The 18,196-nt window shown below is 37.5% G+C and carries 14 protein-coding genes and 1 other RNA gene; 11 read left to right on the plus strand and 4 right to left on the minus strand.

Annotation, left to right across the window (positions count from 1 at the left end; genetic code table 11):
- Positions 1 to 371 (plus strand): riboflavin synthase (locus PHO71_RS22860; protein WP_367279929.1); only part of this gene is annotated, 371 nt, incomplete at its 5' end.
- Positions 372 to 406: 35 nt separating this feature from the next.
- Positions 407 to 952: a nitroreductase family protein gene (locus PHO71_RS22865; RefSeq protein WP_300208039.1), complete on the plus strand. Its 546-nt coding sequence runs from the start codon at positions 407 to 409 to the stop codon at positions 950 to 952.
- A 178-nt stretch (positions 953 to 1,130) separates the two neighbouring features.
- On the opposite strand, the gene PHO71_RS22870 is transcribed toward PHO71_RS22865, so the two are convergent.
- The 3 genes from PHO71_RS22870 to PHO71_RS22880 all read right to left on the minus strand — a co-directional run bounded on the left by PHO71_RS22870 (position 1,131) and on the right by PHO71_RS22880 (position 6,415).
- Complete coding sequence (locus PHO71_RS22870) at positions 1,131 to 1,349, minus strand: SDR family NAD(P)-dependent oxidoreductase (protein ID WP_300208042.1); 219 nt, start codon at positions 1,347 to 1,349, stop codon at positions 1,131 to 1,133.
- A gap of 343 nt (positions 1,350 to 1,692) precedes the next feature.
- Positions 1,693 to 5,034, minus strand: coding sequence for a S41 family peptidase (locus PHO71_RS22875; RefSeq protein ID WP_300208007.1), 3,342 nt, complete (start codon positions 5,032 to 5,034; stop codon positions 1,693 to 1,695).
- Positions 5,035 to 5,095: 61 nt separating this feature from the next.
- On the minus strand, positions 5,096 to 6,415 hold the full coding sequence (locus tag PHO71_RS22880) for a YihY/virulence factor BrkB family protein (RefSeq protein ID WP_300208009.1): 1,320 nt from the start codon (positions 6,413 to 6,415) through the stop codon (positions 5,096 to 5,098).
- A 274-nt stretch (positions 6,416 to 6,689) separates the two neighbouring features.
- On the opposite strand from PHO71_RS22880, the gene PHO71_RS22885 reads away from it, so the two are divergent.
- Positions 6,690 to 8,633, plus strand: coding sequence for a beta-L-arabinofuranosidase domain-containing protein (locus tag PHO71_RS22885; protein WP_300208012.1), 1,944 nt, complete (start codon positions 6,690 to 6,692; stop codon positions 8,631 to 8,633).
- A 42-nt stretch (positions 8,634 to 8,675) separates the two neighbouring features.
- Here the strand turns inward: PHO71_RS22885 and rnpB are convergent.
- An RNA gene (gene rnpB / locus PHO71_RS22890) (RNase P RNA component class A) lies at positions 8,676 to 9,041 on the minus strand.
- 99 nt (positions 9,042 to 9,140) lie between these two features.
- Between rnpB and PHO71_RS22895 the strand changes: the two genes are divergently transcribed.
- The 8 genes from PHO71_RS22895 to PHO71_RS22930 all read left to right on the plus strand — a co-directional run bounded on the left by PHO71_RS22895 (position 9,141) and on the right by PHO71_RS22930 (position 17,706).
- A complete protein-coding gene (locus PHO71_RS22895) occupies positions 9,141 to 10,121 on the plus strand; it encodes a C40 family peptidase (RefSeq protein WP_300208014.1) in 981 nt (326 codons plus the stop codon).
- 70 nt (positions 10,122 to 10,191) lie between these two features.
- Positions 10,192 to 11,343 carry a dipeptide epimerase gene (locus PHO71_RS22900; protein WP_300208016.1) on the plus strand — a complete coding sequence of 384 codons (1,152 nt, stop codon included), beginning with the start codon at positions 10,192 to 10,194 and terminating at the stop codon, positions 11,341 to 11,343.
- 219 nt (positions 11,344 to 11,562) lie between these two features.
- Positions 11,563 to 13,104, plus strand: coding sequence for a trypsin-like peptidase domain-containing protein (locus PHO71_RS22905; protein ID WP_300208019.1), 1,542 nt, complete (start codon positions 11,563 to 11,565; stop codon positions 13,102 to 13,104).
- 183 nt (positions 13,105 to 13,287) lie between these two features.
- Positions 13,288 to 14,148, plus strand: a complete 861-nt coding sequence (locus tag PHO71_RS22910; protein ID WP_002561589.1) for an RNA polymerase sigma factor RpoD/SigA — start codon at positions 13,288 to 13,290, stop codon at positions 14,146 to 14,148.
- Positions 14,149 to 14,273: 125 nt separating this feature from the next.
- Complete coding sequence (locus PHO71_RS22915; RefSeq protein WP_300208029.1) at positions 14,274 to 14,888, plus strand: murein L,D-transpeptidase catalytic domain-containing protein; 615 nt, start codon at positions 14,274 to 14,276, stop codon at positions 14,886 to 14,888.
- Between the two features lie 76 nt (positions 14,889 to 14,964).
- Entirely contained in the window at positions 14,965 to 15,375 is a 411-nt protein-coding gene (locus tag PHO71_RS22920; protein WP_300208031.1) for a hypothetical protein, read from the plus strand.
- A gap of 74 nt (positions 15,376 to 15,449) precedes the next feature.
- Positions 15,450 to 16,667 carry a clostripain-related cysteine peptidase gene (locus tag PHO71_RS22925; protein ID WP_300208034.1) on the plus strand — a complete coding sequence of 406 codons (1,218 nt, stop codon included), beginning with the start codon at positions 15,450 to 15,452 and terminating at the stop codon, positions 16,665 to 16,667.
- Between the two features lie 88 nt (positions 16,668 to 16,755).
- Positions 16,756 to 17,706 carry a hypothetical protein gene (locus PHO71_RS22930; protein ID WP_300208036.1) on the plus strand — a complete coding sequence of 317 codons (951 nt, stop codon included), beginning with the start codon at positions 16,756 to 16,758 and terminating at the stop codon, positions 17,704 to 17,706.
- Positions 17,707 to 18,196 lie beyond the last annotated feature (490 nt).

Genomic DNA, 18,196 nt, shown 5'->3' on the forward strand with positions numbered 1-18,196 from the left:
ATAAGGTGAATGTAGAACGTAGCATGATGATGAACGGTCGTTTAGATGGACATATCGTTCAGGGACATGTAGATCAGACTGCCACTTGTGTGGCTATCAAGGATGCAGAAGGTAGCTGGTATTTTACTTTCAAATATACTTTCGATAAAGATATGGCGAAACGGGGTTATATTACCGTAGATAAAGGTTCGGTAACAGTAAATGGTGTCAGTCTGACTGTTTGTAATCCTACGGATGATACTTTCCAGGTGGCTATCATTCCTTATACATATGAACATACCAATTTCCATACATTCACAGTTGGCAGTGTGGTAAATATTGAGTTTGATATTATTGGCAAATATATCAGCCGAATGATACAATATAAATAAACGATTCAATATAAATAGATGATTTAATATAAATGATGGAATCTAAAGATTTTCTGCAATTGGTACTTTCCCGCCAAAGTGACCGAGCTTATGATAAAGAGCGTCCGGTAGAGCGGGAGAAGTTGGAACGGATATTGGAAGCAGCCCGTATGGCTCCTTCTGCTTGTAATGCTCAGCCATGGAAATTTGTTGTAGTGACAGATCATGAGTTGGCACAAAAGGTTGGCAAGGCAGCAGCGGGACTTGGGATGAATAAGTTTGCTAAGGATGCTCCTATACATATTCTGGTTGTGGAAGAATCTGCCAATATTACTTCTTTGCTTGGCGGAAAAGTGAAAGGGAAGCATTTTCCATTAATTGATATTGGGATCGTTGCTGCTCATATATCTTTGGCTGCCGAAAGTGAAGGGTTAGGTTCTTGTATTCTAGGGTGGTTTGATGAAAAGGAAATTAAGGGACTCACTGGTATTCCCGAATCTAAGCGTTTATTGCTAGATATAACGATTGGTTATCCGGTGAAGGAGAAACGAAAAAAGATGAGAAAAACTAAAGAGAAGGTGATTTCATATAATCGGTATTAAACACATCTGTGTTTTTTCGTTCGCTATTCGTCGTCCATATAAAAATATCAAGTTTCTAACAACCTATCACCAATCTTATATATCGCTTTATTTGGCACTGTCCACTATTTTGTGTAAATATAAAACCTGAATCCTGTAGTTTTCTATTTACACAAAATAGTGGACAGTGCCTAAAAAATCAGTCAAGTGTCTGTATGCCACCACCAGCATTGTTTACCAGAATATTGACTGTTACAAACTTAGCTACTGTTTTATTTACTAAATCTTCATCTTTGAGTACATTGCATACTACGGCGATTGCTTTGCCCCCGTTGCTAATAATTTCATCTGCTACTGCTTGGGCTTTGTTGAGCATCAGATCGCTTAGTACAATTGATGCTCCAGATTGTGCAAGGATTTTGCAGCTACATTTTTTCTTTTAATTAATATCTATGTAATAATCAGACTGATCAATGCCATAAACTCCTTTAATCAGTATTTTTCGATTTTAAACAGCAGCAAAATAGATTCTGTTCACGAATGAAAGTTTATTTATTAATAGTGAGAAATATTTTATTCAACTATCAATAACAGTTCTGATGAGGATGTCAATAATGAACTGTATTTATTTAGACTGAGTTTCGTCTTTTTTTGCAGCTACTCCTGATTTTCGGATAAAATAAAGAGTCAAACTTTCTAATCGGAAAGCCTGACTCTTTATTTTATTATTGGTATTCGGAATATTTTCCGAATATCTCAGTTTATTTCTTTTTAGATAACTCTTTTAAAAGATAGTCTACTGCCGCTTTTAGTTGGGCATCTTCACCTTTCAAGCTGGCTTCCGGCTCATTATAGACAAGGATGTCGGGTTGGAGTGTTTGATTTTCAAGGTATTTACCTTGCATATCCATACATCCGACTTGTGGTACACCAAATACGATAGAAGGATCTATCTGTTGTTCCCACCATACAGCGGTCATCGTTCCTGCAATCGGGGCACCTATCAATTTGCCAATACCTAACGTCTTGTATACATATGGAGTACCGTGGGCATTGCTATAATTGTCTTCACAAGTCAGCATACATGAAATTTTAGTCCATTTGTTAAACGGATCACTGCCGATATATTGTCCTCGCGGGACAAAGCGTTGGTATTCTTTTCCACTAAGCAAGGATACAACATCATCATGCAACCATCCTCCGCCATTGTGACGAGTATCTACTATGACGGCTTCTTTATTACGGTAACGTCCTAACAATTCGGAATACATATTACGGAAACTGGGACTATCCATTCCTTTTAAATGTACGTAAGCGATGCGACCACCTGAGAGTTCTTCCACTTTTTTTGCGCAACGTTTGATCCAACGTTTATAAAGTAATTCATTTTGCTCATTGTAGTTGATAGCTTTTATCGTTTCTTCGAAACGTTTCTTAGTGGAAGGGTCGTAAACGGTGAGCATTATCTTTCGACCGGCTTTACCTTCAAATAACGGGAAATAATCGGCATTAGCTTCAATGACTGTTCCATCTACTTTTTCAATGATGCATCCCGCTTTTACATCTGTCTTTTTCTGACTTAAAGGACTTTGCGCTATAATTTCTTTGATTTTTAATCCGGCACCGTCGTACGACTCGTCATAGAACAGACCTAATGCACCTGTAGATAATGCGTAATTAGGCGCACCATACCGTGCACCGGTGTGTGAAGCATTCAGTTCGCCAAGCAATTCGCTTAACATTTCGGTGAAGTCATAATTGTTGTTGATATAAGGTAGAAAACGCTGGTATGCCTTTTTGTATCCTTTCCAGTCTACTCCATGAAGATTGGCGACATAGAGTTTGTCATTCACTTGTTGGCAAACGTGGTCGAAAATATAGGCACGTTCATCGTAAGGACGATAATTAAAGAATGCTTCAAAATCGATCGAAGTAATTCTATTACCGCTAATTTCTATCTTTTTAAGTCCTCCATTGCTGCACATAAAGATATTATTACCTTCTTTATCTGGTAATAATCCACCTCCGCCAACTCCTTTTAAAAGAATTCTGGTAGAGTTTTCTTTTAGGTTATGTTCCCATAGGTCATAGCCACCTTCAAAAGCTGCCAGATAGTAGAGTTTATCACCTTTCGGTGACAGGACAGCATCACCCATGCGTGAGGAATTGACAGTTAAACGAACGATACGGTCGAAGCGGTTTTCCAAATCGAATGTCAGTGATTTTGCATCTTCTTTCTTGTCTACATCTTCTTTTTTATCATTATCTTTCTTATCCTCATCTTTCTTCTCTTCTTTTTTCTTCTTAGAATCTTTGGCGTCTTTCTTTTTGTCTTTTTCCGCTTTTTCTTTCTCGGCTTTTTCCTTCTCAGTTTTCTCTTTCTCTTGTTTTTGTTTTTCAACCTTTTCCGCTTCTTCAAGTAGGGCTAGATCTTCCTTATTCATCATGAACCGATTGTAGGTATCTGCGTCAAAAAACATAATGTAAGTGTCGTTTTCGCTTCCCCAACTGCCATGACTGCGATACCCGGAACGATCGCTGTTCCATATCATTGCTTTTCCGTCTAGTACCCATTTGGCATTTCCGTCACTGTAACCACTCTCGGTCAGATTAACCATTTCACTCTTCCCATCGGCATTCAGCAATACGACATCTTTATTATTCCAGCCACCTGTGCCAATGAAACCGGAAAGAAGCCATTTACTGTCAGGACTCCATTGAAACCATTGGTCGCCATCTGCGTATGAATATTGGTATTTGGCATCCATTACTGTACGAACAGTTTTACTTTTCAGGTTGATAATGCGGATAGCAGTACGGTTTTCAAGGAAGGCAACTTCTTTGCCGTCAGGGCTATATTGTGGTTGAAAAGATGCAATATCAGAATTTGTCAGTCGCTCTTCTTTCAATTCGGTAGCGTAAGTGAACTGCTTTTCATCTTCGCGTACGATAGTCGAAGTGTAAAGTTGCCAAAGACCACTACGTTCTGAAGAGTAAACAAGGGTGCGCCCGTCAGGAGCGAAGTCTATATTGCGCTCTTGTTCGGGGGTATTGGTGATCTGTTTTGTAGTTCTATATTCTATAGAAGTCACATACACGTCGCCCCGCAGGATGAAAGCGACTTCTTTCCCTTTGGGAGATATGGCAATATCCGTGGCTCCATATGAATTAATCTGGCGAATAATGTCTTTGTCATTTTTGTCTGCCAAGATGGAAACCTTTACTTTCTGTGGCTGTTTACCTGGAAGAAGTGTGTAAATTTCACCATCATAACCATAGCATAGTTTATTATTGTTGGCTATGCTAAGAAAGCGCACAGGATGCTTGGCATTAGAAGTAATTTGTTTGGCCGTTGTAACTCCTGGAGTACGCTGGAAAATGTTGAAAGTGCCTTTTTCTTCACTTAAATAATAAAAAGATTTTCCATCGGAAGCCCAAACTGGTTCGCGATCTTCACCGCCAAAGGTAGTTTGTTTCTGGTAGGCGGGAGTTGCACTGGGAGTATACATCCAAATATCGCGGGCAATAGGAGATACCTGATGCTTCCGCCAGTAGTCTTCATATCCTTTTTTGTCTTGGTAAAGCATCATTCCATTTTTATTGATGGAAATGGACTCCATTGGCATAGATGAAAACATTATGGGACGTCCTCCTGTGACGGGAACTTCATATATTTGCTGGAACTGACCCGAAGGAAAACCGGCATCCTCCGCAGAAGGCATGATGTATGTTGTGAATAAAAGATGGTTGGGATCTTTGAATGCGACAGGTTTCTCACTTCCTGAATATGTTGTCAATCGTTGGGGAGTTCCTCCTTCACTTGATACGATAAAAACGTCCATACTTCCCATACGGTCGGAAGCAAAAGCTATTTTTTTTCCATCGGGACTCCATATCGGAGTGGTGTCATAAGCTGGATTTGTTGTGATTTGTGTCGCTTGTCCTCCGGCCGATGGTACTGTATAGATATCTCCTTTATAAGTAAATGCAATAGTTGCTCCATCAGGAGAGATCGTACAATAACGCATCCATAAGGGGAATTCTTGCGCAGCAGTTGTAGCTGCAATGCACAGGGTAAGTACGCTTAGTAGTAATTTATTCATTTTGTTTAATTATTATAATTGTGTTTTCATATTTTCTTTGTCATTCTTAATTTTACGGATGCTACAAATCTTTTAATAGTACTTTGCTAGCTTTTTTATAATATTCTTCTCTTGATTCGGTTAGTACTTCCCACTCATCATTGAACTCCTCGTCTTTGTCGATTTTGAAATTTTCAGAACCGTATGTGTCAAGACGGTCCAATAGTATGGCTACATTTAATTGGTTGATATCCATTGATGGCTGATAACCAATATCTTGGCTTTTTTCATCAGTTACTACTTCGTGAATCAATTCAATCTCTTGCAATTGATATAGCACTTGATTGGTCAGCCGGATCGGGATTTGATGTTCTTCTGATATCTCAGCTGCTGTGTAAGGTGATTCGTTGTGTTCAAAACGTTTGGCAATAAGAGACATAATCAATATGGATATGAAATCCCGATAACGGCGGCTGATATTACGAGTGTCCTGATCGAAACTGAAATTCCTTATATTCTGTCCCGCGTATGTAAGTTCAGCACCGAATAAACAGATTGTCCACGAGATTTGCAGCCAAAGCAAGAACATAGGAAGAGCTGCAAAACTACCGTAAATAGCATTGTATTTTGATACCCATAACTGGCTGTTGATATATAGAAATTGGAATGCTTGATAAGCGGTACCTGCGAGAATACCGGAGATGAGTGCATGTTTAAACTTAACTTTCGTGTTTGGCATAAAGATGTATAATCCTGTGAACATAAGCCAAGTTAGAACGAAAGGAATAAGCCGTATTAAAAATTTCAGGACTGGAGCGAGGAGCACGAAATCTGCCATTTGCTTCAGAATGGTACTCATGAATATGGAAAGACCACCGGATACAACAATCAGGATGGGCATAAGCAAGAACATGGAAAAGTAATCTGTTATCTTGCGATACATGGAACGTGCTTTTTTAATTTCCCAAATCCGGTTGAAGGTAGTTTCTATGTTGCTGACCAGGTTAATAACAGTCCATAACAACATAACTAAACCTACTCCAATGAAGATGCCTCCTTTAGTTTGTGAAAGGTAAGAGTCTACAAACGAGAGAATAGCTTCTGTTGTTTCGATATTACCACCAAATCCGCTACGGAATTGATGCTCCATCAAGGTGGAAAATCCAAATCCACGCGCGATGGCAAACAGGATAGCCAAGATGGGGACAATTGCCAAAAGAGTACTATATGTCAGTGCTGATGCTTTGTTCACCAAACGGTCTTTTGTGAAGCGATTGATGCAGAGATAGATGGTTTTTATAATGTTATAAATCGAAAATTTGGTTCTGGTCACTTCATCTTCTGTAATGCGCCAGATGTCATACGTAAGAAATCTCCATATATCAGTAATTTTCTTTTTCATTATTTATGATAGGATGTTTTTTAGCAATGAAACACGGACAAAGATAATAATTAAATATGTATACTGATATTGTATGTTGTGAAATTCCTACTTGGTAATTTGGACTTTACATATAAGTTTATTAATTTTGCTTCCATGATAGTATTTAAAATTTGACTGTAAATCAGCTTTTTAGTATTACTGAATATAAACAGTTTCTATGAATCTATTGTTTTCAATTGTTTTTAGAAGAAGAGAAAATTTAGCTGAATCATTAAAAACATAGTTCAATATTATGAAGGCACACATCTTTGTTTTAGTTGTTTTATTGGGGATAAATCCTGTTTCATATTTATTTTCATCAGAGTTATTGGCGCAGTCGAATCCGGTTAAGGTTGTTGTCACTGACTTATTGATTGATGGAAATCCTTCTTCTGTCCGGATAGAAAACTATTTGGGTGAAAAGATTAATGCCTGCATTCATAAACGAGTGATGGAGCAGGATATAAGTCATCTGATTGCTCCTTTTTATCATAAGACGGAAAGCTATCGTTGGCAAAGTGAATTTTTAGGTAAATGGTTATTGGGCGCTGTTCTGTCTTATAGGTATAATCAAAACCCGATTTTATTGGATTCTATTCAGAAAGGAGTGGCAGGTTTGGTCGAATCACAATCTCCTGATGGTTATATCGGTAATTATTCTCCAGATGCCCAACTACAACAGTGGGATATTTGGGGAAGGAAATACTCCATGCTCGGACTTCTGTCTTACTATGATTTAACGAAAGATAAAAAAGTACTTGCTACTTGTAAGAAAGCTGCTGATCATTTGATGACGCAAGTGGGACCGGATAAAACCGATATCGTGTCTACGGGTAATTATTATGGGATGGCTAGCAGTAGTGTATTGGAGCCTATTGTTTTTTTGTATTGCAGGACGGGAGATACTCGATATCTTGAATTTGCAAAATATATTGTAGGACAGTGGGAGACTGCCGCTGGTCCTAATTTGATTAGTAAAGCTTTAAAGGGAATTCCGGTTGGTGACAGATTTCCACATCCTACTTTGGTGAATGAGACTTGGTTTGGTGCAAAAAACGGGCAAAAAGCTTATGAAATGATGTCTTGTTATGAGGGGTTACTCGAAATCTATAAACTGACAAATGATCCTTTATATTTGAATGCAGTAGAGAAAACAGTCAAAAACATTATGGAAACGGAAATAAATATAGCAGGTTCCGGCAGTGCATTCGAATGTTGGTATCATGGGAAAACTCGTCAAACTGTCCCTACTTATCATACAATGGAGACATGTGTCACTATGACGTGGATGAAACTATGCCAGGCTTTGTTGAGATTGACCGGAAATCCGCGCTATGCAGATCAGATGGAAATTACGGCTTATAATTCTTTGCTCGCTTCAATGAAGGAAGACGCTTCGCAAATAGCAAAGTATAGTCCTCTTGAAGGGCAGCGGCATTCTGGAGAAGAGCAGTGTGGAATGCATATAAACTGTTGCAATGCAAATGGTCCGAGAGCTTTTGCACTTTTGCCACAATTTGCTTTAATGCAGTCTTCTGATAAAAAAGATATTTTCATTAATTTATATACAGATTTAAAGGCGGAAGTTATTTTAGCTTCTAATAAAAAGGTGAGTATTGTTCAAGAAACAAATTATCCTCAAGATGGAGAGATTCGTCTAAAGATCGATCCGGCTAAAGCAGAAACTTTTTCTATAGCATTACGTATACCTTCTTGGAGTAAGAAGAACTCGATAAAAATAGGTGAGGAAGAAATGGAGAATATAGTTCCTGAAACTTATTATAAAATTACGCGTGTATGGAAAAAAGGGGATGTGATCACATTAAACCTTGATGTGAGAGGAAGATTAATTCATCAGGATAATCATGTTGCTGTAGTTAAAGGACCGGTTGCTCTGGCACGTGACAGTCGTTTTAATGATGGTTTTATTGATCAAACAGCACAAATTGTAACTCATGAAGATATTTATGTAGATCTAAATCCGGTGGCAGAAAAGAAGGATTGGAACTGGATGTCTTATGCTATTCCTCTTATTCTCGGCACAGACTTGGAAGGTGAGGGTAAAGAACCTAAGCAGGTTTATTTTTGTGATTTCGCTTCAGCAGGTAATACTTGGTCACCGAATGTTCGATATCGGGTATGGATACCGGAGACTTTGAATGTGATGAACAAAGCATATGTTCCATATAATAAGTAAAGATGGGGAATCTTTTCTAAAAAAAGATTCATAAATTAAAGAAAAAGCAGTTAGCCTATAAGCCGAGTTCTGTACCTTATATAAATAATAAGGTGTCTGCCATTTATCTGAGTGACGTGTTACCACGGCACTTTAGCGGTCTACCCTCCGACATGGAGCGAGCAGCTCTCATAACGCCGGTTTACATGACCTTACAACTCCTAAGACGTACAGCCCGATATGTCACCATACGGCTGGTAGGCTCTTACTCTACCTTCTCACCCTTACCTCTCCCGTAAAGGAGTGGCGGTTATTTTCTTCTACGTTACTCTACCCTCACGGACAGCTTTCTGTTAGGAAGTAGGATGCTCTGTGTTGCCCGGACTTTCCTCCTGTACGAAACGTACACGCGACAAACCGGCTAACTGCTTTAGGCTGCAAAAGTACGTCATTTATTTTGTTTTAGCCAAAGAATGTGTCATAAATAGAAATAATTTCTACCTTTGCTTTTATTAAATTATTGATTCAATGAGGAAAAGAAGCTTTTTATTGTGTTGTTTGCTGACTCTTACAGCAATGGGGATGAAAGCTCAGGAAATGCACCCTATATCTGCGGATTCAGCTTATGGAGTGGTTCGTATTTCTGTATGTAATTTGCGTGAAGAAGGGATGTTTACTTCCGGTATGAGTACACAGGCGTTACTGGGAATGCCTGTGAAAGTACGTCAATATACAGATTGGTATGAGATTCAAACGCCGGATGATTACACCGGATGGGTACATCGTATGGTAATTACTCCTATGCCTAAGGAAGAATATGATAGATGGAATCGTGCGGAAAAAGTAGTGGTTACTTCTCATTATGGATTTGCGTATGAGAAACCGAATGAACATTCGCAGGTTGTCTCGGATGTTGTAGCCGGAAATCGTTTGAAGTGGGAAGGGAATAAAGGGCATTTCTATAGGGTCTCTTATCCGGACGGTCGCCATGCTTATTTACCTAAGTCCATATCAAAGCGTGAATCCGAATGGAAAGTTGATTTAAAACAGGATGTGGAAAGTATTATCCAAACGGCTTATTCGATGATGGGGATTCCTTATCTGTGGGCAGGGACTTCTTCAAAAGGGGTGGATTGCAGTGGATTGGTGCGTACTGTTCTTTTTATGCATGATATTATTATCCCCCGGGATGCATCACAACAAGCTTCTGTGGGTGAACGTATAGAAATTGATCCTGATTTTGTAAATGTGCAACGGGGAGATCTGGTCTTTTTTGGTAGGAAAGCTACAGCAAAACAGAAAGAAGGTATTTCGCACGTTGGCATTTATCTTGGAAATAAAAAGTTTATTCATGCTTTAGGGGATGTACATATTAATAGTTTTAATCCTGAAGATAATGACTATGATGAATTTAATACGGCGCGATTACTTTTTGCTGTTCGTTTCTTGCCTTATATAAATAACGAGAAAGGGATAAATACGACTGATCATAATCCTTATTATAATTGAATGGACTGATGGTGATAACACGAGTTCATTTTTTATTTTTTGATATTCATTCTTGATGTTTTTTAATGATATGAAAACCAGAAGAGATTTTTTGAAAACGGCAGCTTTGGTCACTCTGGGATCAGGACTGTTTGTACGTCAGGTATTGGCAAGTGACTCAGTACCTTGTACCTTTAATATAAATAGGAGAGGAATGGGAGGAAAGATGAAAATGACTTTTTTCCCCTATGAACTGAAGTTGAAGCATATATTTACGGTAGCTACTTATTCGCGGACTACTACACCGGATGTACAGGTCGAGATAAAATATGAAGGGGTGACAGGATATGGGGAAGCATCTATGCCTCCTTATCTGGGACAAACAGTAGAGTCAGTAATGGGCTTTCTGAAGAAAGTAAATCTGGAACAATTCAGCGATCCGTTTCAGATAGAAGACATTATGTCATATGTAGATAGCTTATCATCTGGAGATACGGCTGCCAAAGCAGCGGTAGATATTGCTCTTCATGATCTGGTGGGAAAACTTATGGGGGCATCATGGTATAAAATATGGGGATTGAATAAAGAAAAGACGCCTTCAACTACATATACAATTGGTATTGATACGCCTGATGTAGTGCGTGTGAAAACAAAAGAGTGTGCTGATCAGTTTAATATATTAAAGGTAAAATTGGGACGGGATAACGATAAAGAAATGATAGAAACAATTCGTTCCGTGACCGATCTTCCGATAGCAATAGATGCAAATCAGGGATGGAAAGACCGTCAGTATGCAATTGATATGATTCATTGGCTGAAGGAGAAGGGAATTGTGATGATAGAGCAACCTATGCCGAAAGAGCAATTGGATGATATAGCTTGGGTGACACAGCATAGTCCATTACCTGTATTTGCTGATGAGTCATTGCAACGGTTGGGAGATGTCGCAGCCTTGAAAGGTGCATTTACAGGGATCAATATTAAGTTGATGAAATGTACAGGAATGCGGGAAGCGTGGAAAATGGTGACTTTGGCACATGCACTGGGAATGAGGGTAATGGTAGGATGTATGACAGAAACGTCATGTGCCATATCTGCAGCAGCACAATTTTCTCCATTGGTCGATTTTGCCGATCTGGATGGGAATCTGCTGATCTCTAATGACCGTTTTAAAGGCGTGGAGGTAGTGAAAGGGAAGATTACATTGAATGACTTACCAGGTATCGGAGTTATTAAGCTCTAGTCTTACTGAATGAATGTCAGAGTGTTAAAGACGCCTGTCATACAATGAATGTAAATTTGTCAGGTGTTGTCGTTAAGTGCTGTTAAGCTCTAAATATTCTCTGTTAAAAGAGAACAAAAAAGAGTGACAAGTGAAATAAGAGAACGAAATTTGTTATTATTTTAACGTCGTAAAAGTTAAAACAATGTCGAATATTAACATTTTAAAGATTTATAAATCATGAAACAGACAACAAAGAACATTCTGGGAATAGGAGCAATTGTTCTTCTTAGCTCAGGAGTTGCAGGATTGACAACTTACAAATTGTTGCAATCCAATGATTCTGCCAAACAAACCTCTTTTAATGAGATTTTTCAGCAGAATCCCAATGTCAAATTGGCTGCTTTTGATGCAATTAATGCACAGCCCGTTGATCTGACACAAGCTGCAGAAAATTCACTTCATGCTGTTGTACATATAAGATCTACTCAAGAGGCTAAAACCCAGACGGTAGATGTGCGTGATCCTTTTGCTGAAATATTTGGAGATATGTTTGGTGGTGGAAGACAGCAACGTCAGGTACAATCTCAACCTCGTGTAGGCTTTGGTTCCGGAGTGATTATTTCAAAAGACGGATATATCGTAACGAATAATCACGTGATTGAAGGTGCAGATGAAATCATCGTAAAGTTGAATGATAACCGCGAATTTAAAGGACGGGTGATTGGTACTGATCCAAGTACTGACCTTGCATTAGTGAAAGTTGAGGGTGATGATCTGCCAACTATTCCGGTAGGTGACTCTGAAGCCTTGAAGGTTGGAGAGTGGGTGTTAGCGGTAGGTAATCCGTTCAATCTTAACTCAACGGTAACAGCTGGTATCGTAAGTGCAAAGGCCCGTTCTTTGGGAGTATATAATAAAGGTGTAGAATCTTTTATTCAAACAGATGCTGCCATCAATCAAGGTAATAGTGGTGGAGCGTTGGTAAATGCTAAAGGTGAATTAATTGGTATTAACTCAGTACTATCTTCTCCGACTGGAGCTTATGCTGGATATGGTTTTGCAATCCCAACAAGTATTATGACGAAGGTTATTGCCGATTTGAAACAATATGGAACTGTACAGCGTGCTTTACTTGGTATCAGTGGTGCTCCTATAGGTAGTAGTTTGATGGATGATAAACAACCAATTGATAAATCTGGTAAGACATTAGGTGAAAAAGCTAAAGAATTAGGTGTAGTAGAAGGAGTATGGGTTAGAGAAATTGTAGACGGTGGTTCTGCCTCTGGAGCTGACATTAAAGTAGATGATGTAATTATCGGTCTGGATAATAAGAAAGTGAAGAATATGGCTGATTTACAAGAAGCTATTGCAAAACATCGTCCGGGTGATAAAGTAAATGTGAAGTTGATTCGTGATAAGAAAGAAAAAACTGTTGAAGTTACTTTGAAGAATGAGCAAGGTACTACTAAGATTGTTAAAGAGGCTGGTATGGAAATTCTGGGTGCTGCTTTTAAAGAATTGCCAGATGATATGAAAAAACAGTTGAATCTGGGTTATGGCCTGGAAGTGACAGGAGTTTCCTCGGGTAAGATGGCAGATGCCGGGGTTCGTAAAGGTTTCATTATTCTGAAAGCTAACGATCAACCGATGCGTAAAGTCACTGATCTGGAAGAAGTAATGAAAACTGCCGTTAAGTCTCCGAATCAGGTATTGTTCCTGACTGGTGTATTCCCTTCAGGTAAACGTGGATATTTTGCAGTAGATTTGACACAAGAATAGTTTTTATAGTTGGTAATAAGATTGTAAGATAAGCTAATGAATTAGAAAAAAGAATGTCGGCAATCAACTTGTCGGCATTCTTTTTGTTTCAATAGTTGAAAGATATAATGAAAAAGTTGCATGAAGTTTGCATATTAACAAATTATTTGTCGTAACTTTGCACACCAAATCTGTTTTTAAGGAATGAGACAACTAAAGATTACCAAAAGTATCACTAACAGAGAGAGCGCTTCTCTTGACAAGTATTTGCAGGAAATTGGTCGTGAAGACCTTATTACTGTCGAAGAAGAGGTTGAACTCGCTCAGCGCATTCGTAAGGGTGACCGTGTGGCGTTGGAGAAATTGACACGTGCCAATCTTCGTTTCGTCGTATCTGTAGCTAAACAGTATCAGAACCAAGGTTTGAGTTTGCCTGACTTGATTAATGAAGGCAATCTAGGACTGATTAAGGCTGCCGAAAAGTTTGATGAAACACGTGGTTTCAAGTTTATCAGTTACGCTGTATGGTGGATTCGTCAGTCTATTCTGCAGGCATTGGCAGAGCAGTCACGTATTGTTCGTCTTCCTTTGAACCAAGTTGGCTCACTGAATAAGATCAGTAAAGCCTTCTCTAAGTTTGAACAGGAAAATGAACGACGTCCTTCTCCAGAAGAATTGGCAGACGAATTGGAAATCCCGGTTGATAAGATCTCTGATACGTTAAAGGTGTCTGGCCGCCATATTTCGGTGGATGCGCCTTTTGTGGAAGGAGAAGATAACAGCCTCCTGGATGTGCTGGTGAACGACGATTCGCCTATGGCGGACCGTTCTCTAGTTAATGAGTCTCTTGCGAGGGAAATTGATAGAGCTCTTTCTACGTTAACCGATAGAGAAAAAGAAATCATTCAGATGTTTTTTGGTATCGGACAACAAGAAATGACATTGGAAGAAATCGGCGATAAGTTTGGTCTCACACGTGAGCGCGTTCGTCAGATTAAAGAAAAAGCAATTAGAAGACTAAGGCAAAGTAATCGTAGTAAATTGCTCAAATCTTACTTGGGATAAGTAAGGGTATCAGTTTCTTAAAGAAAAAAGAATTTAAGCCGCATAAGTTGATTTTTCATTTGAAGAAGTACTTATGTGGCTTTTTATTTGTATATTCATCGAGATCATTTTATATTACGTTACTTATGAGGGAGATATTTGGGATTATATTATTCCTTTTCTATTTGGGAAGTGGGTTTACGATATATGCTAAAGGTTTGGGGGTAGTAGTATCATCAGTAATCGAAAAACGTTTGAAAGAAAAAGCGGTTGAAGCTAAAAAGTATTGTGAGAAAAAAGGTTTTGATACTAATTACTGTTTCTTGGTAGATTTCAGTATTCATTCAGGTAAGAACAGGTTTTTTATATGGGATTTCAAAGGAGATTCTGTGAAGTGCGCAAGTCTATGTGCGCATGGATATGGCATGAAAAGTACTTTGACTAGGCCTGTTTATAGTAATGTGGAGGGGAGTCATTGTTCTTCTTTGGGGAAATATAAGATAGGTGCCCGGGCGTATAGTAAATGGGGGATAAATATACACTATAAATTACATGGGCTGGAAACGACAAATAGTAATGCATTTAAACGTTATGTTATGTTACATTCATATACTCCTATACCAATAGAGGAAATATATCCTTCACATTTAGCTTTGGGGTTAAGTGAGGGGTGTCCGGTAATTTGTGACAATACGATGAAAGAAGCAGATAAATTGCTTAGGATGGTAAAGAAACCTTTATTGTTATGGATATTTGAGTAGAAATGCTATTTCTTCTAGATAAATAGAGGATATTTCTTCTTTTTTGTTACCTTTGTCGCTATAAAAATTATAGAATATGAAATACGTAAAAATACTATTTGCGATAACAGTGGTGTTTGCTGTGTGTTCCGCTTTTTCAATGAAGAAAGATCATCCTAAGTCTGTTTATGCATTTGGGGTGGCTGCATCTTTTACAGATACGATTGTCTATTTTACAGATATCCAGATGTTAGATAGCGTAAAACTTAGTAAAGAAGGTTTTCTACCTCATCGTGATCAGTATAGTTATCAATTGAGGAATTATTTGGAATATGGTCAATTGCAACAGAATAGTACTTGTATGATCTATTTTTCGGATAATCTAAAAAAATTAGAGAAGGAAGCCGCTAAAATACTTGGAAAATATCGGAAATCTAAAAATTTGGTGGTGCAGAAAATTGAACCTGATAAATTCCGTTTTAAAAAGCCCGAGGATGAGAATCAATAATTAATACGGTAAGAGATGCAGGTTTGTATCTCTTATTTTTTTATACTTTCTGAGTGGCTAATGAAAAGCATTCTATGGAAAACCTAAAAATAGTGGCTATTGTTGTAAGTCTGATTACTTTTCTTATTTCCTGCCATACGGATGATAATGAAATTGAGCCTGTTCCTCTTCAACCTAGGGAATTGGTATCTCGAACTGTATTAGTTTATATGGTGGGAGATGCTGGGGATTATAATAACGAACTATCTGCTCTTTTCAAAACTAATTTTAGTGATATGAAGGAAGGTATGAAGGAGGTTGATTATTCAAAATATAATTTACTGGTATATAGTGAATTGGTGAATGATGTTCCTCATCTTATTTCATTGAAGAAAGTTGGTAGCAAAGTAGTAGCGGATACTATCTTTACTTATGAAGAACAAAATCCACTTGATATTGAGGTGATGTCATCAGTTATATCACAGACTGTTAATTACTTTCCTGCAGAAAGCTATGGGCTCGTATTTTTATCTCATAGTGATTCGTGGCTACCTGCTGGTAATAATGCGAATACTCGTTCGATTGGTTATTATCGCCGAATGGAAATGAATATTTCAGATTTCTATCAAGCGATATCTTCTTTTTCTCAACGGCTGAAATTTATATTGTTTGATTCTTGTTCGATGCAATCAGTAGAAGTGGCCTATGAATTGCGTAATTGTGCTGAATATTTCATAGGTTCTCCTACGGAAATTCCGGGACCGGGTGCACCATATTCTACACTAGTTCCTGAGTTATTTGCGGAAACTGATTTGCCTGTTCGTATCGCTGATGCATATTATAGTTATTACGAGAAGCGTTATAATGGCACAATACCTTTCTATAATTGGACAGGCGGAGTTGGTGTTTCTGTTCTAAGAAGTGATGCTCTTGATCATTTAGCAATAGCGACTAAAAGTATTTTTCTTAATTATTATCAGAATATCTCGAAGATAGAGAAATCTGATATAGTAAAATATGATTATAGTATAAATGATGCTAATTATGATTTGGATGGATTAATCCTCCAACTAACTGGAGGTGCAGAAAATAATGATTATTTGCATTGGCGCAAAGTTTTTGATGAAGCTTGTATTTATTGGAGTACGACTGAATTTAATTATTCGTCTATTGTTGATCGAATGATCCCTATGCAAAACTCCAAAGGGATTTCCTGTTGGATTCCAAATGATTCATATAACTCCGATTTAAATATATTTTTTCGTACTTTTCAGTGGTATTTTGCTACCGGCTGGGATGAAGTAGGATGGTAATATAATATTTAATAATATTTTATTCTTATGCTATGGAAACACAAAATTTTACTTCTTCAACTCCGCAAAAGGATAGACAAATAAAGGGATGGCTCTCTTTTTTCTTTTTGTAGTTGGTTTTGGAGCTCTTCTTACCATTATATTGTCTATTGCTAATTTTTCTGTAGATAGTTATGATGCAGAGATGGGGTCCTTTTTTGCTTATTTTTTTGCTACTATTGATATTGTTTATGATTTAGGAATTGTATGGCTAGCTTTTTATACAATTAAAGCTTTTTTCCATAAACGTCCGAATGCTGTCTTTTTAGGTAAAAGTTATTTGGTTGTTGTCTCTCTATCTAATATTTTACTTTTATTTAGTGGTGATTATACAGACTATGGTTGGGAAAGTTTACCTCAAATTTTAAAAACGTTGATATTCGGAGTTATTTGGTTCCTTTATCTCTGTTTATCACGGCAAGTTGCAGAATTATTTCCAAAAGAAGCAAGGAAAGTGCTAAAAAAAGACAAATATTTGGTAGGATCATTAGTTTTAATTCCTGTATTTTTGCTTTTTGTCATTTTCTTTATTTATCTGGCAAGTAGTTCTACTTTTTTAGAAGTGTCTCCACAACAAGGGGAATATGGCGATGGAACAATAGCTTTTCATATGCCAGCGAATGTTGTTTGTGAAAAAACTGATACTCTTGGGACTGTATTTCATTCTTTTTTTGTTGGCGATAGTATTTGGGGGACTATTTCCAGCGTTTACGATACTAATACGAGTGAGTCATATTTTAAAGAGTGTCTGGATTCGTGGAGAGATGAAGAATTGGATGGATATGATTTTTCTGTTTTTGATATTCATATGGGAGTAATCAACAGGAATTTGATGCGTACTCAATCTGTGAAATATATGACCGATCCTTGTTTGATTTGGCAATTCGCTACCTTATTTAGTCCGGAAACGGGTAAAGCATGTCTTATTTCTTTGTATACAAATACAGATGAAGCTGAAATATTTGTGGATTCAATAATGAATTCAGTACGTTTTAAATAGGATTATTACTTTTATATCTTTTGAAGATAACTGAGTGTCTATATAATAATGTATAATATATTTTTTCTTTATAAGTACTTTTTGAAAATATGTTATATAACATCCTTATTAATCAGTAAGTTATCGGAAAAGAACAAGAAAGTTTTGAAAAAAGAGTTAGATATATTTGGAGGTTACAGGTAAAGTCTCTACTTTTGCACTCGCTTTGTAAGAGAAACAAAGTGTAATGATTGACATTCTGTTAGAAAAGGGAGTTTTGAAAAATAAAATAAAAAACTTTAGAAAAAGTTTGGAAGTTAAATTAAAAAGTCCTTATCTTTGCATCCGCTTTCGCTTTGAAAGCGACGCGACAGAAGTCACGTTAGTTCTTTGACATATTGATAAACAATACAAGTAGTACAATAAAAGAATAGAACCGTCAATACTTGTTATTTATGTAGCAATATATACATAACAATAATGAATGATGACTTCAATAAACGTACGGCAT

This window comes from Bacteroides sp. (assembly GCF_028690125.1).
In the GTDB taxonomy this organism is placed as follows: domain Bacteria; phylum Bacteroidota; class Bacteroidia; order Bacteroidales; family Bacteroidaceae; genus Bacteroides.

Bases quoted from the DNA above. Each gene is read 5' to 3' on its own strand.
- PHO71_RS22885 (WP_300208012.1), top strand. From the start codon at position 6,690: ATGAAGGCACACATCTTTGTTTTAGTTGTTTTATTGGGGATAAATCCT.
- PHO71_RS22895 (WP_300208014.1), top strand. From the start codon at position 9,141: ATGAGGAAAAGAAGCTTTTTATTGTGTTGTTTGCTGACTCTTACAGCA.
- PHO71_RS22880 (WP_300208009.1), bottom strand. From the start codon at position 6,415: ATGAAAAAGAAAATTACTGATATATGGAGATTTCTTACGTATGACATC.
- PHO71_RS22865 (WP_300208039.1), top strand. From the start codon at position 407: ATGGAATCTAAAGATTTTCTGCAATTGGTACTTTCCCGCCAAAGTGAC.
- PHO71_RS22920 (WP_300208031.1), top strand. From the start codon at position 14,965: ATGAAATACGTAAAAATACTATTTGCGATAACAGTGGTGTTTGCTGTG.
- PHO71_RS22905 (WP_300208019.1), top strand. From the start codon at position 11,563: ATGAAACAGACAACAAAGAACATTCTGGGAATAGGAGCAATTGTTCTT.
- PHO71_RS22875 (WP_300208007.1), bottom strand. From the start codon at position 5,034: ATGAATAAATTACTACTAAGCGTACTTACCCTGTGCATTGCAGCTACA.
- PHO71_RS22900 (WP_300208016.1), top strand. From the start codon at position 10,192: ATGAAAACCAGAAGAGATTTTTTGAAAACGGCAGCTTTGGTCACTCTG.
- PHO71_RS22915 (WP_300208029.1), top strand. From the start codon at position 14,274: ATGAGGGAGATATTTGGGATTATATTATTCCTTTTCTATTTGGGAAGT.
- PHO71_RS22925 (WP_300208034.1), top strand. From the start codon at position 15,450: ATGGAAAACCTAAAAATAGTGGCTATTGTTGTAAGTCTGATTACTTTT.
- PHO71_RS22930 (WP_300208036.1), top strand. From the start codon at position 16,756: ATGGCTCTCTTTTTTCTTTTTGTAGTTGGTTTTGGAGCTCTTCTTACC.
- PHO71_RS22910 (WP_002561589.1), top strand. From the start codon at position 13,288: ATGAGACAACTAAAGATTACCAAAAGTATCACTAACAGAGAGAGCGCT.